The sequence below is a fragment of the Borborobacter arsenicus genome (assembly GCF_003934165.1).
Classification (GTDB): Bacteria; Pseudomonadota; Alphaproteobacteria; order Rhizobiales; family Rhizobiaceae; genus Pseudaminobacter; species Pseudaminobacter arsenicus.
The window spans coordinates 65,331-90,091 of sequence record NZ_RKST01000007.1 but is presented as its reverse complement, the minus strand read 5'-3'; the positions used below and the strand labels follow the sequence as shown (position 1 = coordinate 90,091).

Sequence of the window (24,761 nt, the reverse complement as noted above, 5' to 3'; positions counted from 1 at the left end):
GCCGCCGTCACACCCTGGCTTCTGCAGGTAAAGCCGTTTCCTTCCAGCGGGCCGCACCCGGCGCGGAATCTTCCAGCCACCTTGTACGTAGCTCCGGCACGGAACTGAGCAGCAGTTGCGTGTAGGCACTTTGCGGCTGCGACAGCACCGCGCGCGCCGGACCAGTCTCCACCACCGCGCCTTTCTGCAGCACGACGACTTCATCGGCGAGTGCTGCGACGGTCGCCATGTCGTGGCTGATGAACACGATCGCCAGATTGAGCCGGTCGCGCAGGTCTTCGACCAGGCTGACGATCGACGCCGCCACGACCGTATCGAGCGCCGACGTGATCTCGTCGCACAGCAGGACTTCGGGCTCGGCCGCCAGCGCGCGGGCGAGGTTGACGCGCTGCTTCTCGCCGCCGGAAAGCTGGCTTGGCCGGCGGTTGGCATATTCAGCCGGAAGCCGGACCATCGTCAGCAGCTCGGCAATGCGGGCCGGCCGCTGGGCGCGCGGCACGTGACCGAAGAACCGCAGCACGCGGTCAAGTATATTGCCGACCGTGTGCTTGGAATTCAGCGCCGTGTCGGCGGACTGGAACACCATCTGGACCCGCCGCAATTCCTCACGCGACCGCTTGCCGATGGTGCGAGGCAAGACACCTCCTGCCAGGCTGACCTCACCGCCTACCTGCGCATGCAGGCCGGCGATGACCCGCGCCAGCGTGCTCTTGCCGGAGCCGGATTCCCCGATCACCGCAACCACCTGGCCGCGCTTCACCTTGAGCGAGACATCCTTGAGGATCGTTACCGCCGGTTTGCCGTCGCTCACCGGGCCGAAGCCGGCAACGATGCGGTCGGCCTCAAGATGGACCCTGCCCGCCGGACGCTCTTCGGCCGCAGGCGGCGTGGAAATCGAAACCGGCCAGCGCTTGCAGGCGGCGATGAGTTCGCGCGTATAGGCCTGTTGCGGGTTGGTCAGGATTTCAGCCGTGGTGCCGCATTCGATCAGGTCGCCCTTCTTCAGGACCGCGATGCGGTCAGCCACCTGCGCCACCACGGCAAGGTCATGGCTGACGAAGAGGGCAGCCGTCTCGTTGTCACGGATGCCGGCCTTGAGCGCGCGCAAAACTTCGACCTGCGTGGTCACGTCCAGCGCACTGGTCGGCTCGTCGCAGACGACGAGATTGGGATGGAGCAGCAGGCCCATGGCGATCATGAAGCGCTGTAACTGGCCGCCCGAGACCTGGTGCGGATAGCGCGAACCGATGACATCGGCATTGGGCAGGTCGAGCTTCCGGTACAGTTCATGCGCCCGGCGGATCGCTTCCGCCGTCGGCATCGCGTCATGCATGCGCGCCGGCTCGGTGACCTGCCGGTCGAGCCGCATGCGCTGGTTGAACGACATGGCCGCACTTTGGGCGATATAGGATACCGCGCGTCCGCGCAATCGGCGCAGATCGCTTTGGGACGCCGAAATCATGTCGCGGCCGTCCAGCCGCACGCTGCCGCGACGCACCATGAGGCCGGGCCGCACCCGGCCGAGCGCGCTCAGTGCCAGCGTGGTCTTGCCCGAACCGGATTCGCCGATCAACGACAGCACCTCGCCCTTGGCGACGCTGAGAGATATGCCGTTGACGACCGGCCGGCCGCCCACACTGGGCGTGACCAGAAGATTGTCGATGTGAAGCAAGGGAGAGCCGTTCATTTCTGTGCCACCGCCGCTTCGCTGCGTTCGCCGAGCGCGTCGACCAGTAGGTTCAGCGCAATCGACACCAGGGCGATCGCAGCCGCAGGATAGAGCGGTGCCAGCGAGCTACCGGCAAGCCCTGGAAGGTTTTCCCGCACCAGGCCGCCCCAATCGGCTAGCGGTGGCTGCACGCCAAGCCCAAGGAAGCTCAGGCTGCTCATGAACAGGATGGCAAAGCTCATCCGGATCGCAAAATCGGCAGCCAGCGGCCGCACCACATGCGGCAGGATCTCGCCGAACAATATCCAGCCGAGGCCCTCACCCCGAGCCCTGGAAACCTGGACGAAGTCCTGCGCCACGAGATCGCGCCCCAGTGCGCGGGCGATGCGAAAGACGCTGGCGGAATAGACCAGGCCCGCGACCACCACGATGACGGTGATGGACGAGCCGAGTGCCGCCACCACGACAAGCCCGACGATGATCTTGGGCAATGACAGGGATACGTCGACGATGCGGCACAGCACCGTGTCCAGAACTCCACCGCGCGCGGCAGCCAGCAAACCCAGCACGTCGCCTACAACATGGGCAAGCATGGTGGCTGCGAGCGCCATCAGCAGAGTGAGGCGGGTTCCGTCGATGAGACGGGAAAACAGATCGCGGCCGAGATAGTCGGTGCCGAGCCAAGCGCTGCTGCTTGGCCCCTCGAAGGCCATGTCGGACACGAATTCGGTCGGATCGTGCGGCGCCAGATAAGGGGCGAGAAGCCCTATCACAATGCAAAGCACGACGATCGACGAACTGATCCAGAGAGCCAGCGGCAGCTTGCGCTGCGGCAATGGGGCAATATCCTGATTGGCGTTCATGACGATTTCCCTTCGGCCCGGGCCGACGACAGGCGTGGATCGAAGGCATTGGCCAGCGCGTCGGCAAGCAGGATCAGGACGACGTAGACGGTGCTGAACAACATGGCGCAGGCCTGGACCACGGGCATGTCGCGCGCCTGCACGGCGTCGGTCATCAGCCGCGCGAGGCCGGGATAGGCAAATATCGTTTCAACGACCACGACACCGCTGACCAGATAGGCGACGTTGAGCGCAACAATGTTGGCGAGCGGGCCGACCGCCATGATCAGCGCATGCTGGCCGACGATGCGGTAGCGCGGCACGCCTTTCAGCATCGCCATTTCGGCGAAAGGCTGGTCGAGCAGATTGCCGATGATCGCGCGCGTCATGCGCGCGATCTGCGCAGTGACGACGATGACGAGTGTGGCCACCGGCAGGAACAGTGCCTGGGCGGTTTCCCACGCGCCTGCTCCCGGCGTCAGATAGGCCACGGCCGGGAACCAGTGCAGCTTGACCGCCAGCAGCAGGACAGCCAGCGTGGCGATGAGAAATTCCGGCGTCGCCGACAGGCCGAGGATGACCACCGAGCCCGCACGGTCGAGACGCCCCCCGGTGCCAAGGCTCATCACCAGGCCCAGCCCGATGGAAAGCGGCACGGCGATCAGGGTGGTGATGCCCGCAAGCAGCGCGGTGTTTGCGGCGCGCTCGGCAAGCATCGTAACGACGGGCGTCCTGGTCGTGATGGACTGGCCCCAGTCGCCCTGCAGCATGCCCAGCAGCCAATTCAAGTAGCGCTGCGGTGCCGGCTGGCCGAGGCCCATTTCAATGCGCAGAGCGGCGACGTTTTCCGGCGTCGCGAACTGTCCGAGCGCAAGCTGGGCGACGTCGCCCGGCAAGATCTCGCAGCCGATGAAAACCAGCAGTGACACCAGCCATAACACCAGCACCGCGAGCAGCAAGCGTTGCACCAGAAAACGTATCATCGAAAACCTTCTCGATCAGCCCGGCATCACGGCAGCGGCACGCCCCGAAATGCGGGCATGTCCTCGCAGCGGTCCGTCAGCGCGCAAAGCCGTGGAAAGCGCACCGCCGCCCTCTCGCCCGCTTCCGCGTCGAGCCGGCGCAGGGTGGAAATTGCCACTGCAGCCGCAATGTCGGCATGCGAAAAATCCTCTCCCGCCAGCCATGCGCCGTCGAGTTCGGACTCAAGATAGGCATAGCCGTCAAAGGCCTGTTCATCACACGCCTCGACCCAGGGACGATAGATGAACTCTGCAGGTCTGCGGTGCTGCTCGTAATAGGACAGTATCATTTTCTCGGCCGAGCCAAGCGCAATCGCGGTGAGCGACAGGATGCGGACACGGCCGGCGCCGGCTGGCGGAACCAGCCGTTTCTCAGGCGCCACCTGCGTATCGAAATAGTCGATGATGACGCTGGAATCGACAATCCTGGTGCCATCGGCAAGCTCGATGACGGGCACACGGGTGATCGGGTTGAAGGCCTTGATACCGTCGCGGCCGTCAATGGTCGAGAGCGGAACGTTCTCATAGGCAAGGCCATAGTGCCGGGCGGTCACAGCCACGCGCCTGACAAAGGGAGACATATACCGACCTACAAGTTTCATCGTCCGGCTTTCCTGTCTTTGCCCACTGTCGTGAAAAGTGGCGGCCGGGGCTATGAAGCGACCCCGGCCGCGCTGGGAGGATGCGGTGTAGATCGACGTCAGGCGGTCAGCCAGACGCGATCTGTGAAGTTGAAGCCGCCGAGCGCGCCGACGGGGATCGGCGTCAGCCCCTGCACCTTGTTGGACACGCCGTCGACGAAGCTGATGAAGGCCGGCAGGATCAGGGCGCCGGAATTGTGGATCGTCGTCTGGATGTCGCTGTAGATTTCCGCCCGCAGCGCTTCGTCCAGCGTAACGCGCGCCTTGTCGATCAGCGTGTCGAGTTCCGGATTGCTGTAATGGGAGAAATTCCAGGCAGCGCCCGACTTCCAGGCCAGATTGAGCAGCATGTTGTAGGTCGGCCGCGGATTGAACGTTGCGGCAAACAAAGCGCGCTTGCCTGCAACCGCACTCCAGTAGCTGTCCGCAGGCTCGCGCCGTAAATCGAGGTTCAGGCCGACCGTGGAGGCCTCGCGCTGCAGCAGCTGGCCGATCTCCACGCTGAAGGCGGAAGCGTCGGATACGTGCAGTTCAATGCGGCTATTGCCGATTCCGGCCTTTTTCAGATGGAACTTCGCCTTGTCATGGTCCAGCACGCGCTGCGGCAGCGCCGCATCGTAATAGGCCGAGCCGCTCATGAGCGGATGATCGTTGGCGATAACACCGTTTCCGCGCAGGATCGTCTTCATCATCCTTTCGCGGTCGATGAGGTAGGACAGCGCAAGGCCGAGATCCTGCCGATCGCCCGGCGGAATGTCGACGGCGGCCTGGATCGAAGTATAGCGCGGCGCATTGGTGATGAACGGGCTCGCCACCGAGGACCTCGCCACCTCGTCGATGCTGGGGCCGCGCAGATCGACGACCATGTGGACGTCACCTGACAGAAGCGCATTGGCGCGGGCCACGTGATCGACGATCGAAAACATCTCGAACCCGTCAATATAGGGCTGGCCTTCCTTCCAGTAATTTTCGTTGCGCTCGCAGATGGTGCGCACGCCGGGGCTGAATTCCTTGACCTTGAAAGCGCCGGTCCCAACCGGCGAGGAGAAATCATAGGTACCGTTCTTGACGATGGCGAACTGGAAGGTACCGATCAGCGCCGGCAGGTCGGCGTCCGGCTCGCTGAGCTTGACGACGATCGTGTCGGAACCATCGGCGACGACTTCCTTGACGTTCTGGACAAGCGGCTTGGCATTGGATGCCACCTTCTCTTCCTTGTGCCGCAGGATGGAGAAGATGATGTCGTCCATAGTCAGCGGCGCGCCGTCATGGAAACTGATACCCTTGCGGATCTTGAACGTCCATTCGGTGGCGTCGGCATTCGGCTCGAAGGATTCGGCCAGTTCCGGCTGAGCCTTGCCCTGCTCGTCAAGTCGGGTCAGATGGCCGAACAGGCTGGTGCAACGGATATAGTCGCCGGGATGGACGAGCTTGGCGGGATCGAAAGTATCGTTCGTGCTCTGTGAAAACAGCGCGACCTTCAGGAAACCGCCGCGAACCGGCGCGGCCTGAGCCGGACGCACGCCCGCCAGGACGCCGCTGCCCGCCCCGAATGCAGCCATGCCGGCTCCGAGCAGCAATCCACCGAATTGGCGGCGGGTGAAATCGTTGCGGCCGGCGGCAATGCCCGCAGCAAGGGTATCCGATACGCATTTAGCCATTCCCAGTCCTCCCGGTTACTCGCAGCGCAGCGCATGCTCGCCGATTTCGGTATACATAAACAGAGATTTTTTTACTATGCAATGGGAATTTGAGCAAACCACACAATTTGGGTATACCTGAATCGAATGCAGTGACCCAGGCACTCCCGGGCAGCGCCGATGATGAGCGCTTCGAGCCGCAGGCGGCGTGAGGCACAACCTGCGGAAAAACCGGCATCAACTTTTCGGCTCGACGCCCTAGCTACGCATGGCTTTTTTCATGCGCGACAGGTTGAAGCTGACACCGATGCTGCGCAGCGGTTCTGGCGGGATCCAGCTGGGCTTGGAAAACCGTTCGGTATCCTGCAGCAAAGCGCTGTCTACGCCCTTTATCGATTCGGCCAGAAGCTTGCCCAAAGCGGTCATCTTCAGAATGCCGGAGGCATTGCAGGCCGACAGCGCATAAACATTCCTGGCCATTTTGCCGAAGATCGGATCACCGTTCCTGGTCATGCTCAGCGCACCGCCCCAGCTGTATTCGAAGGTGTGGTTCTTCATCTGCGGAAAATGCTTGGAATACATCTCGCGAAGGACGGTGCCGATCTCGGCGGGAGGCAGTTCGTTTTTATAAGAGAAACCGGTTCTGAACAGGAAGCGCCTTGACGTCAGCTTGCGCGTGGTGGCGCCAAGCCTTTCCACCGGGGTGGCGCCCCAGGTGGCACCCATCCCAAGCTTGGCCATTTCCACGTCATCGAGCTCCGGTGTCATGCCGGCATAGGTGTAAACGGTGAGCTGCCGGTCGCCGCCATAGCCGAAAAACGGGAGGGTGACATTGGTGCACAAGATGACGACATCAGCCTTGATTTCATGCGGCCCCACGTGAAGCGTGTGAGGGTTGCCCATGGCGATGCGATCGACCGGCGATTTCGTGTAGACCTTGACCTGTTCGGGCAAGGTACTCAGCAGGCCATGTATGAGCCGGGCCGGCTGAACGAGCACGCAGTTGGGGAGCCATACGCCATTGGTGCAATGCGCGGTGCCCATCTCGTCGCCGATATCCTGGCTGGAAAGGCGACGGTAGGATATCCCTTTTGAATCCAATCTGGCCAGCAGGCCGTCGAGTTCACGAGCCCCCTGCAGCGTCGTGGAAGTCTTGTAGTGCCCGATATCGTGCCAATCGCAATCGATGCCGTGACCCGATGTCGTTTGTTTCAGCCATCCCAGCCCCGCCTGCAGGATCGCCGTTTGCCAATCGGCCTGCGGTCCGGTGTTTCGGGCGTCGATCTTGGTCTCAACTCGATCCAGCATGAAACCCGAGCTTCTTCCCGCCGCCCCTTCGCCGGCCGGAAGGGCGTCCAGAAGAATGATCTCCTCGCCGGGGTAGAGCTCGGCCAATCGCCGCGCCGTCGCGGCCCCAGCAAAACCGGCGCCGACGATGGCAAATTTCGCGCGCTGGTTGCCTTCCAGAACTTTGTCATGGCAACGTCCGCTGTCGGTTTGGATCTGGTTCCATCCGCTTACGCTGTAATAAGCTGTATAAGGTCGCATGGAGCCCCTCGCTGTTGGTCTTTGGGTCGATTTCATTTCACGGAGGAAAAGCGGAACTTGGGCTAGGCTGCAGCGAAGGACCGCAATGGCGCCGCCGCACCAAGGGGGACCGGATCACCGACACGTTTCATTGCACGACTCAATCGACAGGCCTCACAAGCGGTCACGGAAAGCGACCCGCAACGCTGAAGCCAGTGAACGTGCCCACATTCGCAATCCTCCCAGATAAGCGGCGTAGCGCCGGTCTGCATTCCGGTATACATAAGTTGGAATTTCTGGCTGTGCAAACGCTTTAGTATTGATATCTGAGACAAACAAGGGCAATTGAGTATACCTAATGGAGGAAGGCGATGCTCGACATTGAAACAGTGACGGCCGGCTGGCAGGCGCCTGGAATGGCGCTTGGCAGCACGGTCTATGAGCGCCTGAAGGCCGACATCTTCTCGCTTGAGTTCACGCAGGGGACGACATTGCAGGAGATCGAGCTCGGTCAGCGTTACGGCGTCAGCCGCACACCCGTTCGCGAAGCGCTGCGCCACCTTCTGGACGAAGGCCTTGTTACGCGCGATGGGCGTTTCTATCGCGTGACGGAACTCACTTCCACCGATATCCGCGACATCTACGAGGTCCGTGAAGCACTCGAGACCACAGCGGTGCGGCTTTGCATCGAACGCGCCGACGATCAGGCTATGGCGAAGCTGTCCGCCCAGGTCGAAGACCAGTCCGCGGCACTGGTGCGCCATGATCTCGCGGCGTTTGCCGGGCTCGACAGCATGTTCCACCTGACAATAGCGGCGGCCGCGCAAAACGCCTTCCTGCTGCGCCAGTTGGTCTCAACCCATGACAAGGTTCGGCTGGTACGCGGCCGCGAAGTGGTGACGCCAGGCTGGGTGGAGCGCGCCATTGTCGAACACAAACGAATCCTGAGCGCTCTGCATCGCCGCGACGCAGCCGTCGCCGACGCCGAGATGCGCTACCACATCCACAGCTTCGCCCGGCTGCATCTCGGCCTGCCCCAGGAGCCGATCAGCACCTTGGGCTGAAACCAGCTTTTTCCACCAGTTCAGGTACGCAATATGAAGAGTGTTTATATCGACTGCACCGATTTCGGGCAGTCAGTTCTTACGCCGGCCATTCTCGACAAGGTTCCGGGCCTTGCCATCCATATGGGTGATCCGGACCCGGCAACGCTGGAGGCGATGTTGGATGGCGCCGTCGGCGTGATCAACGGCCACACGATCATGGATGAGGCGATGTTGAAGCGTTGCACGGCGCTGCGCACCATCGTCTTCCTTGGCACGGGCGCTTCGACCTACATCGACGTCGCCGCCGCCGAAAAGCTGGGCATCAATGTGCGCACTGTGCGCGGCTATGGCGATCGCACCATAGCCGAACATGCTTTCGCGCTGATTCTGGCCGGCGCGCGGAGCCTTACCAGGATGGATCGCGAAATGCGGCGTGGCGAATGGGTGGCCCCCGTCGGTGTCGAGCTTGCCGGCAAGCGGCTGGGCGTGATCGGCACCGGCGGCATCGGGCGCGAACTCATCCGGATGGCTGACGCCTTCGGCATGGAAGTAGTCGCCTGGAACCGCAGTGGCGTCCCGGCCGACCTGCCCTGCAAAGAGGTCACTTTAGACGACCTGCTACAAACATCGCATGTCGTCTCGCTCCATCTGGCCCTCAACGACGCTACGATCGGTCTGATCGACCGGGAAAAACTTGAGAAGCTGCGCCCGGACGCCGTTCTGGTGAATGTCGCGCGCGGCGCTATCGTCGACGAGAAGGCGCTTGTCGATCTGCTGCGGGAGAGACGGATCGCACATGCCGCCCTCGACGTTTTCGAGCAGGAGCCGCTGCCAGGTGATCATCCGCTCACAACACTCGATAATGTGACGCTGACTTCCCACGCCGCCTTCAAATCCCGGGAGGCGATGGTTCGCCTACTGTCCGGAGGGTTTGATCTGCTCCAGGAAGATCTGCGCGCACTGTCAAGCTGAACAGGCCGAACCGCAATCATAACGACCCGGCTGCCGGGTCCCTCTTTCAGTCCTTCAAGGAAAGGCAAGACGATGCTCCAGAAGACCAGTCATTTCATGCGCGAGGCCAATCTGATCGACGGTGCGTGGGTGCAGGCCGACAGCGGCAAGACGATCGACGTGATCAACCCGGCCACCGGCTTGAGGCTCGGCACGGTGCCGCGCTCAGGCGCGGCCGAGACCAGGCGGGCGATCGAGGCCGCCCATACAGCCTTCCAGAGCTTCCGCAAGACCTCGGCGCTGGAGCGCTCGAAGCTTTTGCGCAAGCTGCACGACGCCATCATGGACAACCAGGACGCGCTGGCCGAGCTTTTGACGCTGGAGCAGGGCAAGTCGCTGACCGAATCGCGCGGCGAGATTGCCTCGTCGGCCGCCTATGTGCTGTGGTTTGCCGAGGAGGCGCGCCGCGCCTATGGCGATGTGGTGCCCTCGCCCTGGGCCGACCGCCGCGTCCTGGTGACGCGCGAGCCGGTGGGCGTGATCGCCGCCATCACGCCATGGAACTTCCCGTCCTCGATGCTGTCGCGCAAGATCGGCCCGGCAATTGCGGCGGGCTGCACGGCGGTGGTCAAGCCGGCCTCGCAGACGCCCTATTCGGGCCTCGCCTGGGGGGCGCTGTGCGAGGAGGTCGGCATGCCGAAGGGGGTGGTCAACATCGTCACCGGGTCGGCCGGCGAGATCGGCGACGAGATCTGCGCCAACCCGCTGGTCAAGAAGATCACCTTCACCGGCTCGACCGAGGTCGGCAAGCTGCTGATCGAGAAGTCGGCCTCCACGGTCAAGAAGGTGTCGATGGAGCTGGGCGGCAATGCGCCGTTCCTGGTGTTCGACGATGCCGATCTCGACCGGGCGGTGGAAGGCGCGATCGCCGCCAAATACCGCAATTCGGGCCAGACCTGCGTGTGCACCAACCGCTTCTTCGTGCAGGCTGGCATCCATGACGCCTTCGTCGACAAGCTGGCGGCGGCGGCCAAAAAGCTCAAGGTCGGCCCGGGCGTGGAAGACGGCGTGCAGCAGGGGCCGCTGATCGACGTCAAGGCGGTGGAGAAGGTCGAGGAGTTCATCGCGGACGCCGTTGCCAAGGGCGGCAAGGTGGTGTCGGGCGGCAAGCGCCATGCACTCGGCGGTTCCTTCTTCGAGCCGACGGTGATTGCCGGCGCGACCACCGGCATGAAGTTCATGACCGAGGAGATCTTCGGGCCGCTGGCGCCGGTGTTCAAGTTCGAGAAGGAGGAGGAGGCGGTGGCGCTTGCCAATGACACCGAATTCGGGCTGGCCTGCTATTTCTACACCGGCGACCTCGGCCGCGCCTTCCGGGTCATGGAAGGGCTGAAATACGGCATGGTCGGCGTCAATGAGGGCATCATCACCACGCCCGAGGCGCCGTTCGGCGGGGTAAAGGAATCCGGCCTCGGCCGCGAGGGCGGCCATCAGGGCATCGACGACTATCTCGACACCAAATATGTCTGCATCGGCGGGTTGGGGCTCTGAAGAGGCGCTGGGCGGTCGCACTCTTCAGCACGCCGGCGAATGTCTATAGTTCAGCGAAGCGGCGTGCGTGGTGCAAGCCGCTCGCATAGTCCGACAATGCCATGCGGGCAAACGACTACGAAGACGGCGGTAAAGAGGCCGATACCAACCATGCGCCATTCGACAAGATCCTTCACCAGCTCGTCAAAAAACATAAGCACTGCACAACCAAGGAGCGGCCCCCAGAAGCGACCGACACCGCCGACAATCATGGCCGACAACAGAAACAGCAGGGTGGAGATGTCGAGCACGGTCGGGCCGATCGCTTTGTAGTGGCCCGCGTAGAACCCGCCGAACAATCCGGTGAAGAATGCGGAAATTGAGAAGACCATGACCTGGTACTTGACCCGATCGATGCCGCGCGCAGCCGCGCAGACCGGATTGTCGCGCAAGGCACGGAAGGCGTGGCCGAGCGGACTGTTGATCACCGTGAAAGCGAAAGCGCTACCCAGTGCCGTAAGAAGCAGAGCCAGATAGAAATTTCCGATCGTCGCATAGCTATAGCCGAACCACTCGCGAAAGCCGAAGTCTCCGAATCTCGACAGCCCGCTGGCGCCACCTGTCAGCGTCAGGCAAACGCCGTCGTCCAGCGAGAAGCAGTCCGTATCGACGATGATCAGCGCCTGCATGGCGCATGCCAATGCAAGCGTAAGCAATGCAACATAAGCGCCGCGCTGGCGCAGTGTCGCAAAGCCGATGACGGTGCTGGCCAGAACCGCCGCCAGGCCGGCAACCGGGACGCCTGCCCACATCGACCATCCAAGGTGCGTGGCAAGCATCGCCGCGACGTAGCCACCGATGGCAAACACCATCATCTGCGCCAGGGAAAAGATGCCGGCGACGCCGAACACCAGGTTCCACTGCGTCACCACGCCAACCCATATGAGGAAGAGGGTCAACTGGCCGAGCAGATAGCGCGAGGAATCCACTGCAGGCACAAGCGCCAGGGCAATGAGCAGCGAAAAATAGAGAAGAACGTGCTGTCGGGTCGTGGTCATCATTGAGGCTCTCAATTTCTCGCGATCCGCTCATTTCCGAAGATGCCCGCGGGGCGCCAGATCAGAATGAGGATCGCGGCGCACAGCATGACGGGGAAGCCCCATTTTGAGGCGACAGCGTATTGGATCGTCACCTCGACCAGTGCGAGCAGGAAGGAAACAAGGATCGTTCCGGGGATATTTCCAAGGCCCGCCACCACGCAGATGATGAAGACTTTGAGCATGGCGTCGTCACCAAGCGCTGGCGAGACATTGGCAATCGACGAGACCAGTACGCCCGAGATTGCCGCCAGGGCACCGCAGATCATCATCACTTGCAGGAATACCCGCTCGGCGGGCACGCCCATGAGAGCGGCCGCGCGCCTGCCCTGCGCAGTGGCCCGGATGGCAAGGCCCATGCGCGTCTTGTAAAGTATCGCCGTCAGCGCAAGCATCAATGTGAGCGTGACCGAGACGATTAGAACGGTCTGATATGGCACCATGGTGCCGGCGAGCTGGAAGCCGCCTTCCAGCGTGAAGGGCTGGCGCTTCGGATAGCCGGAAAAGGCAATGATCAGCAGGCTTTTTACCGCGATGGCAAAACCCACCGTCACGATGATGATGTTGGTTTCGTAGCCCGCAGAGCCAAGCATCCACCGGACACTGGCAAAAAACAGCAGCCAGCCGCAGATGCCGCCTATGATGACGGCCGCAGGCAAGCCGAGCATCCAGGGAATGCCCAACTGCGCGACTGCGTAGACAGAAGCGTAGGCCCCGACAGCCATCAGCGCGCCCTGGGCCATGTTGAGCATGCCCATGACGCCCCATAACAGTGCGAGGCCGATGGCGCTGATGGCATATATGCCGCCGAGCGTGAGCGTGCTGACGAGAATTTGCAGTATGGATCCAACCATCTCACGCTCCCAGATAGGTTTGGAGCAAGGCGTCGTTCTGCTCTAGTTCGGATGGATGCCCGCACCAGACCACTGCGCCGTTGTCGATCAGATGAACTTCATCGGCCAGGTCGGTGAGGCGGGCAGGATTTTCCTCCACCACCACTATCGTCAGGCCGCTTTTTTTTGAGCACACGAAGGACTTCGTAAATCTGTTCGATGATGATCGGCGCAAGGCCGAGCGACGGTTCATCGACCAACAGGAGGCGGCTGTCGCCCATAAGGCCACGGCCTATAGCAAGCATACGCCTCTCTCCGCCCGAAAGGCTGCTGGCGCACTGATTGCTGCGCTGCCCGAGCTTGGGAAAGATCGAATAGACATAGTCCAGCCGCTCACGCTGCCGCGCCGCTGATCGCTCCAGATAGGCACCCATCGACAGGTTCTCGAATACGGACAGGTCCGGAAACACCAGATCACCTTGCGGAATATGGGCAACCCCGCTCGCTGCGATCCTGTGCGGCGGCAGGCCATCGATCCTTTGCCCGCCCAACCGGATACTGCCCTTTGACAATCTCACGAAACCGGAAATCGCATTCATCAGCGTCGTCTTGCCATGGCCGTTGGGGCCGATGATGCCGAAGACCGTACCCGGCCGGATGCTGATCGAGACATCGCGCAGCACCGTGAATGAACCGTAACCGGCTGAAACCCGGGTAATGTCGAGCAGTGGTGCGGGAAGGCCGCTATGCATGGCAGGCCTGCCTTTCGGCCGCATCCCGGAGCCGCCTGGCGGCCCCCTCGCCAAGATAGACTTCGACCACCTGGCGGTCGCCGGCAAGCCCGGAGATCGGACCTTCGTAGATCTTGCGGCCGTGATGCATGATCACGATCCGGTCGCACAGCGCCACCAGGAAGCGCATCACATGTTCGATCAGGATGATCGTGACCGGCCATTCGTTCCGGACCTTGTCGATCATCTCGATGGTCTGGTCGATCTCGGCGACGTTGAGCCCGCCGACGGGCTCGTCAAGAAGCAGCACGGAAGGACGGGTCGCCAGCGCGCAGGCGATCATCAACTGCTTGCGCTGCAATACCGTCAGGCTGCCGGCCTTCCGGTCGTGGGCAGCTTCGAGCCCGGTGGTGGAAAGGGCTGCACGAGCGGCCTCCCGCGTCGCCGGCGGATAGCGAAGCTGCGGAAACAGGATATTGGCGCGGCCGAAATAGGCCGAGCACAGCACGTTTTCCTCGACCGAGAGCGAATCGAAAGCAGCGTTGAGCTGGAAGGTCCGGGCGAGCCCTTGCGGGCTCGCCTTATGGGGTGGGAGTCGCGTTATGTCGCGGCTCTTGAAGACGATCCGGCCTTCCGTTGCCTTCGTCACGCCGGAAATCATGTCGAACAAGGTCGTCTTGCCGGCGCCATTGGGTCCGCCGATACCAAGGACCTCGCCGGCCCTCACCTGCAGGCTCAGCCGGTCGACCGCAGTCAGGGCGCCGTATCGCTTGACGATGTTCTCGCAGGACAACAGCGTATCGTCGGTTTCTGTCCTCATCGGATATGCCCCGGCAATATCGGCTTAGGAAAGCCAGGGCGGCAGGACGAAGGCATTCGCATCGTAGGGTACGGGTGCGATGAGCTTCGGCTGCTGCTGATGGTCCTGCACCTGATAGAACAGATGCGGCATGCCGAGCGATGGATCACGCTCCTCCAGGTCCGGATAAGGGATCGCCGACTGCCATTGCGGATGGTAGTTGATGGTGCCGAATACGGTGCGGAAAGGCGTACTTCTGAGCACGCGCGCCACCTTCCCGTTCTGCTCGACATTACCGGGCTCGCCCGTCCCGCCGGCGATGGCGGCTGCAATGGCGTAGTGGTGCAGCAGGCCATAGGGTACGCAGCCAGATATCGCGCCGGTCGAGCCGGCGACAAGATCGAAGCGCTTGCTGTATTTTTCCATGAAGGCCTTGCCCATCGGGTCTTCCAGCAGTCCCATGACGGTGGAACTGATGACGCCCTCGGCGCTTTCCCCGCCGATTTCGCGGAACGCCGCCTGGAGCGGCCCCCACGGGAAATAGATTAGCGTTTCGGTAGGCTGCTGCCGGAACTGGATCATGAACTGCGCGATGTCGCCCGCCGCAAGGTGGGAATGCAGCAGCAGAGCGGGATCGGCTTCGCGCAGCTTGGAAAGAACCGGTCCCCATTCGGTCGCAGGCGTCTTCACGATCTCGGGGCCCATGACGATTTCCCAGCCGAACTGCGCGGCGGTCTTTTCGGCGGCCCTGATGACGTTGATGCTGTAATCACTGGAGCCGGCGATCAGAGCCACCTTGTTGTTGCGCGGCTTCCATTGCCCTGAATCGCGCAGATGCGCGGCAAAGCGCAGCCAGCCGGGGCCGTACCAGTATTCCGATGGGTCGCCCATGAAGATGCCGAAATAGCGCTCGGGGTCCTTCTCGACGAGTTTCTCGTGCGACAGCAGCGTATTGGTATGAATGTAGACGATGCCGGCATCCGCGATCGGTTCATATTCGGCATTCTGCGCACCGATATTGTGGCCGTTCACGATGGCGTGCACGCCATAGCGGTCAATCAGCAGGTTCGCCGCCCCGGTGACCTCCTCGGCATTCGGGTTCTTCGTGTCGACGACATGGCCTTCGAGCGGACGACCAAGAATACCACCGGCCGCGTTGATCTCCTCGATGGCAAGCTCGAAGCCACGCTTCGTCTCCAGCGCCTCGGCTGCCGGCCAGCCCGACAGCCCGGCCATGCAGCCGATCGGAATGGGATTGCTCGATGAGGCTTGCGCCTCCTTGTTCAGCTCCGCCAGAAGGCCGAGAGAAGCCGCGCCTGCTGCTGTGGCGGACAATCCGGCGCCACGAAGGAATGAGCGGCGGCCCGTATTGATTGCCTGTTGTGATGTGTTTTCGATGGGCTTGTCCATTGCGGTAGTCTCCCATTACCGCGAGCGGCGTCATGCCGGTCGCCAGTCAACCAGTTCCCGTTTTTCTATCGTTAAGGAGAAGAAGACCCGCCGGCCGGAGCCGGCAGGCCAGAAGCTCAGGTCATGGCCGAGCGAAGCCGCTCCGTAGCCGGGCGATCAATGGTGAGCGCTGCCGGATCGATAGACACGCCGTAATCGGATGCTGCGTCTTCAATGGTGATCAGCCCGTCCAGCACATCATCGAGCACCAGTTGCGGATCGCGCTCGGCCGGATTGCCATAGCCGCCACCGCCGGCGGTGCGATGGCTGATCACGGTTCCGGCCGGAACCTTGACGCCGCTGGCACGGGCATAGACGCGCTCCTGGTCGCTGCCCGGATTGACGACAAGTCCGCTTGGGCGCCCGTTGCGGCCACCAAACAGGCCGTAAGGCGGATATTTGTCGCGGTCAAGCGCAACGGTGAACTCGCCCGGAAGGGTCATCAGATAGTCATAGGCGATGCCGTAGCCACCCCGGTGCCGGCCGGCACCCGCGGAGCGTTCGATCAAACGGTACTGCTTGGCAACGAGGCCAGGGAATTTGGTTTCCATGACCTCGCAGGGCACGTTGAAATTGTCGCCGCTGCCGAGCGACACCATCGCGCTGTTGCCGTCCGCATGAGAACGACCGCCCCACCCGCCGGCATAGGGCGAGAAGTGCACGAACTCAACGCCGGTCTCCTCATCGAAACCGGCCAGCGTGAGGCAACTGAAGTTGCCGAACGTCCCGGCGATCACCTCCTGCGGCAGCACGTCGGCAAGTGCCTGGAAGAGAAGCTCGATCAGCCGCGTACCCATGTCGCCCATGCCGGTGGTGACCGGCGCGGGATAACTGGGGCGGAACACCGAGCCTTTTGGTGCGATCACATGGATGGGCTTGTAAGAGCCTTCGTTGCCGCCCAGGGCGATGTCGGTCAGGAACATGATGAACTCGCGCGTCATCGACACCGTATTGACCCAGTGACAGTTGCCGGCGGCACCTTCGCGCTGCTTGTCGCTGCCGGTGAAGTCGACATGGATGTCGCCGCCCTTCACCGTGACGGTGACCGCAATGCGGATCGGATCGTCCGTGACACCATCGGAGTCAGCAAAGCCGCTCGCCTTGTAGACACCGTCCGGAATCTTCTCGATGGCCGCCCTGGTGATGCGCTCGCCATGGTTGATCAGTTCGTTCACCGCACTCTTGAACAAGGCGATGCCGTTCTTCTTGAGCCAGGCATGCGCGCGCAGTTCGGCCGTCTTGCCGGCCGCGATCTGCGCGGCAAAGTCACCGCGCGAAAGTTGCGGAACGCGCATATTGGCAAACAGGATCTCGGTGATGGCCTCGTTGATCACCCCTCTTGTCGCCAGCTTCATCGGCGGAATGCTCAGCCCTTCCTGGAAGGTGTTGCGCGCATCCGAGGACCAGCTTCCCGGGTCTTTCCCGCCGATGTCGAGGTGATGGGCTTTGCTGGCGCTCAGCATTACCACCTCGCCTTCCCAGAAGATCGGCATGACGATGTTGATGTCGTTCTTGTGCGTGCCGCCCCCGGTATAGGGATCGTTGGAGATGAAGATATCGCCGGGCTGCATTTCCGCGACCGGGAAGCGGGCAAGCACGGCATCGATGACGAAATTCATGCTGCCATTGAAGATCGGTATGCCCTCGGCCTGGGCGATCAGCCGGCCCTGCCCGTCAAACAGCACGCAACTGTAATCGTGCACTTCGCGGATAATCGTCGAGTAAGACGTGCGGTCCATCGTGATCGACATTTCGTGCACGATGGACACCAGTCCAGCGCGTACGACTTCGAGCGTGATCGGGTCGATCTGGACCTGTTCTGTGGTGTTTGCCGCTCTCATAGGCGCTACATTCGACATGAGTTTCCCCTTTTCAATCCTAGTTCTCATCGAGACGGTCGAGCGCGCTCAGGCGTCGATTTCCTCAATCAGGATGTTCTTGTAGCCATCGACCGTCGCCTGCTGATCGGCGAGCACGACAACCGTCGAGTTCGGGTCTTCGATGACCAGCGGCCCCATCATGGTGTCGCCGGGCCGCAGGCTTTCGATCCGGTAGATCGGCGTGTCAGCAAAGCGGCCGCCGAAATAGACCTGGCGGCGGGTGTCGGGCTTCAGCGGCCCATCGGCAGCGCTGCGGGCGGCGTAGGTCGGGAATTTCGGACGCATCACCTTGCCGAGCGCGGTCAAGCGCAGATTGACGAACTCGCACGGGAACAGTGAGGTCGAGTAGCCGTAGACCCGTTCGTGCTCCTTGTTGAATTCCGTTTCCAGCATGGCCACGTCGAGCGGGCCATCGTCGACCGGGATCTTGAGATAATATTCCTGCCCGACATAGCGCACGTCGACATAGCGCTCGACCAGCACGTCCTCGGCGCGCAGGCCCTCCTCGACCAGCTTGCCACGGGCTTCGGTGTCGAGCCGTGCAAACACTTTGGCAACCTCGTCGGCGTCCGCCGACTTCAGCGCCCGCACCAGCGTTGCCGAGGCGTCGTAGCGGAAATCGGTGACCAGCATGCCGATGGCACAAAGCGCGCCGGGATTGTTCGGTACCAGCGCGCGCTTGACGTCGCTCGCCCGCAACAGGTCGCCGACCACCATGCCGCCCGCCCCGCCGAATGCCATCAGCGTGAAATCGCGCGGATCGAGGCCACGTGCGACAAGGATCTGGCGCATCGCCTTGGCCATGTTAGCAGTGACGACGGTAATCATTCCCTGGGCCGCTTCCTCCTTGCTCATCTTGAGCGGACCGGCGACCTTTTCTGAGATGACCCAATTGGCGCCATCAACGTCGAGATCCATGCGGCCGCCGAGGAAATAGTCCGGGTCAAGCCGGCTGAGCACCAGGCAGGCATCCGACACCGTCGGCTCGTCGCCGCCGCGGCGATAGCAGACCGGGCCGGGAACGGCACCCGCGCTCTGCGGGCCGACACGAAGGCCGCCGCCCGAGTCCAGCCAGCCGATGCTGCCGCCGCCAGCGCCGATCGCCAGGATCTCGATCATCGGCGCCAGGATCGGCCAGCCGTCGACATGGCTTTCATCGACGGTGACGGCGCGGCCATGCGCTACCAGACCGATGTCGGTGCTGGTGCCACCCATGTCGAGCGTGACCACATTGTCGAGGCCGATTTCGTTGGCGAGATAGGCACCGCCCACCACGCCGCCGCTCGGACCCGACAGAACGGTGCGGACAGGCAGGTCGCGCGCCACATTCGAGGTGATGACGCCGCCATTCGACTGCATTACGTAAAGATCGCGCTGCAGGCCAAGGTCGCGCAACTCGCCGCTGAGGCGGTCGAGATAAGAAGTGATGATCGGCACGGTCGCTGCGTTGATGCTGGTGGTCGAGGTGCGCTCGAATTCGCGCTGCTCGCCAGCGACTTCCGATGAAAGGCACACCACCATGTCGGGGCATGTTTCGCAAATGATGTCGCGGACGCGCTGCTCATGGGCCGGGTTGGCATAGGCATGGATGAGGCACACGGCCACCGCCGTGGCACCCGATGCCTTCAGTTTCAAGGCGACTTCGCGCACACCGGCTTCGTCCAGTTCCGTCATCACCTCGCCGGTATGGAGGACACGCTCGCCGATCTCGAAGCGCAGGCGGCGCGGTATCAGCGGTGCCGGCTTCACATAGCGCATGTCGTACATGAACGGATTGTTGGTGCGCATGATCTCGAGCACGTCGCGGAAGCCCGCCGTTGTCACCAGCGCGGTTGTCGGCAGCTTGCGCTGGATGAGGGCATTCAGCACCACGGTCGCGCCATGCACGAAGTATTCGACGTCCTTCATCGCGATCTCGGTGCCCTTGCCGCGGGTCTCGTTGGCTGCCGCAAGGGTGATCTGGACGCCGTTCAATACGCCGTTTTTGAAGTCGTCAGGGGTCGATGGCGTCTTCTGGACGTGCAGATGGCCGGCCTCGTCGAGCAGAACGAGATCGGTAAAGGTGCCGCCGATATCGGCGGACAAACGGCTGCTCATAATGAAATTCCTCCCAATGAATTCAATTGCGTGTGCGACACCCAGCGATGCAGCCGGGTGTCGCGGTGGCCAATCACGCGGCGGCCGGCACGGCGCTCTTCACCTTTTCGAGCACGAAGTCGAATTCCTCCACATCGACATAACGCATGCCTATGTCCTTAAGATTCTGGACATGGGCAGCCGAGCCTTGATCAAAGACGCATTGGTGAGGAACGATGGTCCGATAGCCAAGCGCAAAGCTTTCGATCGAAGAGGCCCGAATGCAGCCGCTGGTATTGGCACCGGTTATGATGACCGTATCCACCCCATGCATGTTGAGGACTGAGGCGCAATGGGTCCCGAAGAAGATCGACGGCGTCTTCTTGCAGACCAAAACGTCACCCTCGCGCCAGAGCCGCTTGTCGATATCGACCACCGAAGAACCGATGATCCATTCGCGCATGCATTCGATCTTCCATGGCGGCATATCGCTCAGATCCGCCTGGAATGCCGTGTTGCAATGGACGATCGGGATATTGTTCTTGCGAGCGGCATCGAGCAGGATCGCGGTGTGCTCCACTGCCGCCTGTGCCATCGGGCTACGACCCATGCGTTCGCTCGGGTTGGTAACCCCGTTCATGAAATCGATCGAGACGATGCCGATCTTCTTGCCGAACCCGATCTTTCGATATCCGTATCCACCCACGGAGTAGAGTTCGAAGTCTTCCATTTTTCCCATGATTTCTGCCTTCACGTTGAAACCCTTGGATGACTTTCAGTAGATATGTTAAAATTTATAGTTACTTCACAGTTATATTTTCTGATATTTCGGGTCATTTCGAAATATCACCTGAGAAGTTATTCACATACTCATCATCTATTCTGATTAGACCACCTTGCTTCCGTCAGGGAAATCACGCAGATTTCATATGTCCATAACTCTGACGTCATGAATTGGCTTTGTTGGGCCTAGACTGATCTCGGAGGAGACGGCATCGCGAGAAAGACCATGAGGGGTCCACGGCAGCATGAACCTGGAACTGAAGCATTTCCGTATCTTCGCAACCTTGGCGCGCACGCTGCATTTCGGCCAGGCGGCAGAGAAGCTGAACATGGCCCAGCCGCAGCTCAGTCGGCTGACGACGTTCATCGAACAGGAGGTCGGCCATCCGCTGCTGGTCCGTTCCACCCGCAAGATCGCCCTGACCCCTGCAGGCGAGGTATTTCTCGAGCAGTGTCTGGCCACAATCGGCCAGGCCGAGCAAGCCTTGCATCTGACGCGTCAAACCGCACTCGGCCTCAGCGGCAATCTCAGCCTGGCCTATATGGATTTCGCCATTAGCGGCCCGCTGCCACGCATATTGCGAGCCTTCAAGGCCAAGTTCGAAAACATCGATGTCAAGCTCAGCCATATGTGGTCCGAACAGCAGCGGGGCGCGCTGCTCGACCGCGAAATCGACGTCGGTTTCCTGATCGGCCCATTTGACAATCCGGAGATATCCACCATACCGGTCAGCCGCAACAGGCTCATGGCCGTCCTGCCGGAAACACACCCGCTTTCAAACCGTGCCGTAATCGACCTGCGAAGCGTCGCCAACGAACCTTTCGTGTTCGGAGCCATGTCCAAATGGCGCCCGTTCCGTGACATTGTCGAGAAAGTCTGCCTGCGAAACGGCTTCCTGCCCAAGACGATTCATGAGCCGTTCAACAGCGACGCAATTTTCGGCTTCGTCGCGGCCAATCTCGGGATCACCATCTATCCTGAGCGTCCTCACAGCATGTATCCGAGAGGCGTCATCGTCAAACCGATCGAAGGCGTCGAGGAATGCATCGTCACGGTGGCTGCCTGGCACAAGCGCAACCCATCGAAGATTCTGCACAATTTCACCGAGACGGTTCTGCAATACGCCGAGCCATAGGCACGGCCACCTCACCGCCAGAGGATACCGGGCGGCTCTATGCCAGACCCAGCCTGCTCTTCCGCTCTGCCGACCATGCGGTGATGAGCTTGTCGGCGGTGAGCCCCATGAATGCTACGCACAGGCCGAGAACCAGGCCCTTGCCGGCATCGTTGAAGGTCAGGGCCCGGAAAATCTCCTGGCCGATGTCCTTGGTGCCGATGAAGGCTGCGATGATAACCATGAACAGGGCGAACATGATGGTCTGGTTGATGCCGAGCATGATCTCCGGAAAGGCCAGCGGCATGCGGATGTTCCACAGCAATTGCCGCTTTGTGCAGCCGGACGTTATGCCGGCCTCGACAATGTGCTGCGGCACGTTGCGCAGGCCGAACACCGTATAGCGGATGATCGGGATCATCGCGTAGATGATGATTGCGGCAATCGCAGCGACATCGCCGACCTTGAACAGCATGATCACCGGGATCAGGTAGATGAAGGAAGGGAAGGTCTGGAACGTGTCGCACCACAGCTTCGCCATTTCGGCCCGGCGCTCGGTCTTCGAAGCCCAGATGCCGATCGGCAGCCCGATCAGGATGCACAGCACCACGGCGACGGCGACCATATAGGCGGTGATCAGCGACCGTTCCCAAAAGCCCGCAAAGGCGATGAACAGCACGAAGCCGGAGACGATTGCCGCAAGGCGCAGGCCGCCGAGCATCCAGCCCGCCATTGCAACGAGCGCCAGCATGGCCGTCCACGGGATCTGCTGGAACAGGCTGCGCACCGGGATCAATACGTAGAGCAGCATGGCGTCGCGGAAATATTGCAGCGGGTCGAAGAAATAGAGCATGACCCAGTCGACCAGCCCGTCCCACAAGGGCGCCGTGCTCAAGGTGAGCTCGGCCGGCCACACGCTTGCATAGGGCGTAATTGCGGCCAGGAACAGCGAGATACCGACGACGGCGATCCCTGCCGACAGGAACGGGAAACGTGCAATCCAGATGCCGCTCGTTTTGGCATGGCTGGGCTGCTTTTCGGCGGCAGCGCGGCTCAACTGGTCGAGTACGATTGCCATCAGCACGATGGCGACACCGCTTTCCAGGGCCTGGCCGATCTTGAGCGATTGCAGCCTGAACAGCAGATCGTGCCCGAGCCCGCGCGCGCCCACGAATGATGCGATGACGACCATGGCCAAACATTGCATGATGACCTGGTTGACGCCGACCAGCAGCGCCTGGCGGGCGGCCGGCACTTCCACCATCCACAGCATCTGGAAGCGGGTGCAGCCGGCCATCCGGCCAGCCTCACGGATTTCTTCCGCCACGCCCTTGAGGCCAAGGATCGTCAACCGTGCCATCGGCGGGATGGCGAAGATGACGGTGGCGATGGCACCCGCTTTGTGGCCAACGCCGATGAAGACGGCGATCGGGATCAGGTAGGAGAAATGCGGCAGCGATTGCAACACATTGAGGATCGGCACGATAGCCGCCTCGAACCAGGGCTTCTTGACAGCCAGGATGCCGGCCAGAAATCCGATCATGCCGGCGATCGGTGCGGCGACCAGCACGACGGACAGAGTGATCATCGACAATTCCCATTTGCCGAAGACCGCCATATAGGCAACGCCCGCCGCCGCCAGCGCGCCGAGGCGCCAGTCACGCAGGAACCAGCCCAAAACGCCGAACAAGCCGGCCGTCATCACCCATGGCATCGCGGGCACGCCCACATCCGGGAAACCTGATACGAGCAGGCCTTCGACCAGTGCCAGCGGCCAGGTGATGAGGTCGGCGACCCATCGGGTCAGGTCCCGGAACGAGAAGAGGCCGAACATCATATCTTCGCGCAGATGGTCGATAAGCGTGTTCGTCCAGTCGATGAACGGGATCGCCCATGCCTTCGGCACCGTTGTCATCCAACCCGGAAGCGAGGGAGCAGCCAAGAACAGGATTAGGAAGGGCAATATCACCAGAGCCGGCCTGGTCGCCTTGCCCAATATCGTCGCCTCGTCAACCTTCACAGGCCTGTCGAGAGCCACCGCGCTCATCGCGTCGGCTCCTGCTCGTAAAGGGTGTCGATATAAGCTGCGCGATCCAGCGTGCCCACCAACATGCCCTCGCCGTCCACGACATCGACGGGGCTTTCGCTGGTCACCACCTGGCGCGCCACGCTGGCCAGCAGGTCATCGACGCAAATAGCGTTCTTCGCTGCCTTGCGGGGTGCGGCCGGCACCATCGCGCTGCGCACCGACAAGAGCCGATCCCTCGGGATGTTTTGCGTGAATTTGGCGACGTAGGGCGTGGCTGGCCGGGTGACCAGTTCCTCGGCCGTGCCGAGCTGCTCGACGGCACCGTCCCTCATGATGGCGATCCGGTCGGCGACGCGAATGGCCTCGTCGAAATCATGCGTGATGAAGACGATCGTCTTGTTGAGGACTTTCTGCAGGCGCAGGAACTCGTCCTGCATTTCCTTTCGGATCAATGGATCAAGCGCCGAAAAGGGTTCGTCGAGGAACCACAGCTCCGGCCCGACAGCGAGCGAGCGGGCAATGCCGACGCGTTGCTGCTGCCCACCGGAAAGCTCGCGCGGATAGTAGGCTTCGCGCCCCTTCAATCCTACCAGCTCGATCACCTCGCGTGCGCGGCTCTCCCGCTCCTGCCGGCTGGTTCCCCGTACTTGCAGGGGAAAGGCGACATTGTCCAGAACCGTGCGATGCGGCAACAGGGCGAAATTCTGGAAGACCATGCCCATCTTGTGCCGACGCAATTCGATCAGTTCGCTTTCGGTGGCTGCCAGCATGTTGCGGCCCTCGAACATGACCTCGCCGGCGGTCGGTTCGATGAGGCGGGAAAGGCACCGCAGCAAGGTCGATTTGCCGGAACCGGACAATCCCATGACGACCAGGATCTCGCCAGGCATGACGTCGAAGGAGACGTCGCGCACCGCGGGAATGTAACCCTCGGCACGAATGGCCTCGATCGCCGGCTTGCCACCGTGACGCCGCAGAAATCCCTCCGGATCGGCACCATAGAGTTTCCAGAGGTTCCGGCATGCGATCTTGGGTTCGTTCATAAGGTTCCCTTTGCCGTTGGGATCGCCATATGTGTGCGCTCGATGGGCAGCGCCTGCG

Annotated in this window: 20 protein-coding genes; 4 read left to right on the top strand and 16 right to left on the bottom strand. The window is 61.8% G+C overall.

The genetic code is table 11. The annotated features are described in order from the left end of the window. Positions 1 to 7: 7 nt before the first annotated feature. From EET67_RS12675 to EET67_RS12650, 6 genes are all read right to left on the bottom strand, one after another. Positions 8 to 1,687 carry an ABC transporter ATP-binding protein gene (locus EET67_RS12675; protein WP_128626545.1) on the bottom strand — a complete coding sequence of 560 codons (1,680 nt, stop codon included), beginning with the start codon at positions 1,685 to 1,687 and terminating at the stop codon, positions 8 to 10. Next, positions 1,684 to 2,532: an ABC transporter permease gene (locus EET67_RS12670; RefSeq protein WP_128626544.1), complete on the bottom strand. Its 849-nt coding sequence runs from the start codon at positions 2,530 to 2,532 to the stop codon at positions 1,684 to 1,686. Before EET67_RS12670 ends, EET67_RS12675 begins: the two co-directional genes overlap by 4 nt. Then, positions 2,529 to 3,494 (bottom strand): ABC transporter permease, encoded by a 966-nt coding sequence (locus EET67_RS12665; protein WP_128626543.1) that lies wholly within the window; start codon positions 3,492 to 3,494, stop codon positions 2,529 to 2,531. The genes EET67_RS12670 and EET67_RS12665 overlap by 4 nt, the downstream gene beginning before the upstream one ends. 26 nt (positions 3,495 to 3,520) lie before the next feature. Continuing rightward, positions 3,521 to 4,135 carry a glutathione S-transferase family protein gene (locus EET67_RS12660; protein WP_128626542.1) on the bottom strand — a complete coding sequence of 205 codons (615 nt, stop codon included), beginning with the start codon at positions 4,133 to 4,135 and terminating at the stop codon, positions 3,521 to 3,523. Between the two features lie 98 nt (positions 4,136 to 4,233). Beyond that, positions 4,234 to 5,835 (bottom strand): ABC transporter substrate-binding protein, encoded by a 1,602-nt coding sequence (locus tag EET67_RS12655; protein WP_128626541.1) that lies wholly within the window; start codon positions 5,833 to 5,835, stop codon positions 4,234 to 4,236. 237 nt (positions 5,836 to 6,072) lie between these two features. Then, the gene (locus tag EET67_RS12650; RefSeq protein ID WP_165899889.1) at positions 6,073 to 7,362 is read right to left on the bottom strand and encodes an NAD(P)/FAD-dependent oxidoreductase; all 1,290 of its coding nucleotides are present in this window, start codon (positions 7,360 to 7,362) and stop codon (positions 6,073 to 6,075) included. A 350-nt stretch (positions 7,363 to 7,712) separates the two neighbouring features. Here EET67_RS12650 and EET67_RS12645 point away from each other — a divergent pair, with 350 nt between their 5' ends. The 3 genes from EET67_RS12645 to EET67_RS12635 all read left to right on the top strand — a co-directional run bounded on the left by EET67_RS12645 (position 7,713) and on the right by EET67_RS12635 (position 10,889). Continuing rightward, on the top strand, positions 7,713 to 8,405 hold the full coding sequence (locus EET67_RS12645; RefSeq protein WP_128626539.1) for a GntR family transcriptional regulator: 693 nt from the start codon (positions 7,713 to 7,715) through the stop codon (positions 8,403 to 8,405). 33 nt (positions 8,406 to 8,438) lie between these two features. Further along, positions 8,439 to 9,359: a 2-hydroxyacid dehydrogenase gene (locus EET67_RS12640; RefSeq protein WP_128626538.1), complete on the top strand. Its 921-nt coding sequence runs from the start codon at positions 8,439 to 8,441 to the stop codon at positions 9,357 to 9,359. A 72-nt stretch (positions 9,360 to 9,431) separates the two neighbouring features. Beyond that, on the top strand, positions 9,432 to 10,889 hold the full coding sequence (locus EET67_RS12635; RefSeq protein ID WP_128626537.1) for an NAD-dependent succinate-semialdehyde dehydrogenase: 1,458 nt from the start codon (positions 9,432 to 9,434) through the stop codon (positions 10,887 to 10,889). 50 nt (positions 10,890 to 10,939) lie between these two features. On the opposite strand, the gene EET67_RS12630 is transcribed toward EET67_RS12635, so the two are convergent. The 8 genes from EET67_RS12630 to EET67_RS12595 form a co-directional block, all read right to left on the bottom strand. Beyond that, on the bottom strand, positions 10,940 to 11,929 hold the full coding sequence (locus EET67_RS12630) for a branched-chain amino acid ABC transporter permease (RefSeq protein WP_128626536.1): 990 nt from the start codon (positions 11,927 to 11,929) through the stop codon (positions 10,940 to 10,942). 8 nt (positions 11,930 to 11,937) lie between these two features. Beyond that, the gene (locus tag EET67_RS12625) at positions 11,938 to 12,819 is read right to left on the bottom strand and encodes a branched-chain amino acid ABC transporter permease (RefSeq protein WP_128626535.1); all 882 of its coding nucleotides are present in this window, start codon (positions 12,817 to 12,819) and stop codon (positions 11,938 to 11,940) included. Between the two features lie 98 nt (positions 12,820 to 12,917). Further along, complete coding sequence (locus EET67_RS12620) at positions 12,918 to 13,550, bottom strand: ABC transporter ATP-binding protein (protein WP_210211122.1); 633 nt, start codon at positions 13,548 to 13,550, stop codon at positions 12,918 to 12,920. After that, entirely contained in the window at positions 13,543 to 14,349 is an 807-nt protein-coding gene (locus tag EET67_RS12615) for an ABC transporter ATP-binding protein (RefSeq protein ID WP_128626534.1), read from the bottom strand. The genes EET67_RS12620 and EET67_RS12615 overlap by 8 nt, the downstream gene beginning before the upstream one ends. A gap of 24 nt (positions 14,350 to 14,373) precedes the next feature. Further along, on the bottom strand, positions 14,374 to 15,738 hold the full coding sequence (locus EET67_RS12610; protein WP_128626533.1) for an ABC transporter substrate-binding protein: 1,365 nt from the start codon (positions 15,736 to 15,738) through the stop codon (positions 14,374 to 14,376). Between the two features lie 116 nt (positions 15,739 to 15,854). Then, entirely contained in the window at positions 15,855 to 17,636 is a 1,782-nt protein-coding gene (locus EET67_RS12605; protein WP_165899888.1) for a hydantoinase B/oxoprolinase family protein, read from the bottom strand. 48 nt (positions 17,637 to 17,684) lie between these two features. Next, the gene (locus EET67_RS12600; RefSeq protein WP_128626531.1) at positions 17,685 to 19,754 is read right to left on the bottom strand and encodes a hydantoinase/oxoprolinase family protein; all 2,070 of its coding nucleotides are present in this window, start codon (positions 19,752 to 19,754) and stop codon (positions 17,685 to 17,687) included. A gap of 73 nt (positions 19,755 to 19,827) precedes the next feature. Beyond that, the gene (locus tag EET67_RS12595) at positions 19,828 to 20,472 is read right to left on the bottom strand and encodes an isochorismatase family protein (RefSeq protein ID WP_128626530.1); all 645 of its coding nucleotides are present in this window, start codon (positions 20,470 to 20,472) and stop codon (positions 19,828 to 19,830) included. Positions 20,473 to 20,761: 289 nt separating this feature from the next. Between EET67_RS12595 and EET67_RS12590 the strand changes: the two genes are divergently transcribed. Then, positions 20,762 to 21,652, top strand: coding sequence for a LysR family transcriptional regulator (locus tag EET67_RS12590; RefSeq protein WP_128626529.1), 891 nt, complete (start codon positions 20,762 to 20,764; stop codon positions 21,650 to 21,652). A gap of 37 nt (positions 21,653 to 21,689) precedes the next feature. On the opposite strand, the gene EET67_RS12585 is transcribed toward EET67_RS12590, so the two are convergent. Next, positions 21,690 to 23,678 (bottom strand): ABC transporter permease, encoded by a 1,989-nt coding sequence (locus tag EET67_RS12585; RefSeq protein ID WP_128626528.1) that lies wholly within the window; start codon positions 23,676 to 23,678, stop codon positions 21,690 to 21,692. Then, positions 23,675 to 24,703: a quaternary amine ABC transporter ATP-binding protein gene (locus tag EET67_RS12580; protein WP_128626527.1), complete on the bottom strand. Its 1,029-nt coding sequence runs from the start codon at positions 24,701 to 24,703 to the stop codon at positions 23,675 to 23,677. Before EET67_RS12580 ends, EET67_RS12585 begins: the two co-directional genes overlap by 4 nt. Positions 24,704 to 24,761 lie beyond the last annotated feature (58 nt).

Coding starts and splice junctions, on each gene's coding strand:
- EET67_RS12585 (WP_128626528.1), bottom strand. CDS start 23,678: ATGAGCGCGGTGGCTCTCGACAGGCCTGTGAAGGTTGACGAGGCGACG.
- EET67_RS12615 (WP_128626534.1), bottom strand. CDS start 14,349: ATGAGGACAGAAACCGACGATACGCTGTTGTCCTGCGAGAACATCGTC.
- EET67_RS12650 (WP_165899889.1), bottom strand. CDS start 7,362: ATGCGACCTTATACAGCTTATTACAGCGTAAGCGGATGGAACCAGATC.
- EET67_RS12645 (WP_128626539.1), top strand. CDS start 7,713: ATGCTCGACATTGAAACAGTGACGGCCGGCTGGCAGGCGCCTGGAATG.
- EET67_RS12580 (WP_128626527.1), bottom strand. CDS start 24,703: ATGAACGAACCCAAGATCGCATGCCGGAACCTCTGGAAACTCTATGGT.
- EET67_RS12675 (WP_128626545.1), bottom strand. CDS start 1,687: ATGAACGGCTCTCCCTTGCTTCACATCGACAATCTTCTGGTCACGCCC.
- EET67_RS12620 (WP_210211122.1), bottom strand. CDS start 13,550: ATGCATAGCGGCCTTCCCGCACCACTGCTCGACATTACCCGGGTTTCA.
- EET67_RS12610 (WP_128626533.1), bottom strand. CDS start 15,738: ATGGACAAGCCCATCGAAAACACATCACAACAGGCAATCAATACGGGC.
- EET67_RS12635 (WP_128626537.1), top strand. CDS start 9,432: ATGCTCCAGAAGACCAGTCATTTCATGCGCGAGGCCAATCTGATCGAC.
- EET67_RS12640 (WP_128626538.1), top strand. CDS start 8,439: ATGAAGAGTGTTTATATCGACTGCACCGATTTCGGGCAGTCAGTTCTT.
- EET67_RS12655 (WP_128626541.1), bottom strand. CDS start 5,835: ATGGCTAAATGCGTATCGGATACCCTTGCTGCGGGCATTGCCGCCGGC.
- EET67_RS12605 (WP_165899888.1), bottom strand. CDS start 17,636: ATGTCGAATGTAGCGCCTATGAGAGCGGCAAACACCACAGAACAGGTC.
- EET67_RS12660 (WP_128626542.1), bottom strand. CDS start 4,135: ATGAAACTTGTAGGTCGGTATATGTCTCCCTTTGTCAGGCGCGTGGCT.
- EET67_RS12625 (WP_128626535.1), bottom strand. CDS start 12,819: ATGGTTGGATCCATACTGCAAATTCTCGTCAGCACGCTCACGCTCGGC.
- EET67_RS12670 (WP_128626544.1), bottom strand. CDS start 2,532: ATGAACGCCAATCAGGATATTGCCCCATTGCCGCAGCGCAAGCTGCCG.
- EET67_RS12590 (WP_128626529.1), top strand. CDS start 20,762: ATGAACCTGGAACTGAAGCATTTCCGTATCTTCGCAACCTTGGCGCGC.
- EET67_RS12665 (WP_128626543.1), bottom strand. CDS start 3,494: ATGATACGTTTTCTGGTGCAACGCTTGCTGCTCGCGGTGCTGGTGTTA.
- EET67_RS12595 (WP_128626530.1), bottom strand. CDS start 20,472: ATGGGAAAAATGGAAGACTTCGAACTCTACTCCGTGGGTGGATACGGA.
- EET67_RS12600 (WP_128626531.1), bottom strand. CDS start 19,754: ATGAGCAGCCGTTTGTCCGCCGATATCGGCGGCACCTTTACCGATCTC.
- EET67_RS12630 (WP_128626536.1), bottom strand. CDS start 11,929: ATGATGACCACGACCCGACAGCACGTTCTTCTCTATTTTTCGCTGCTC.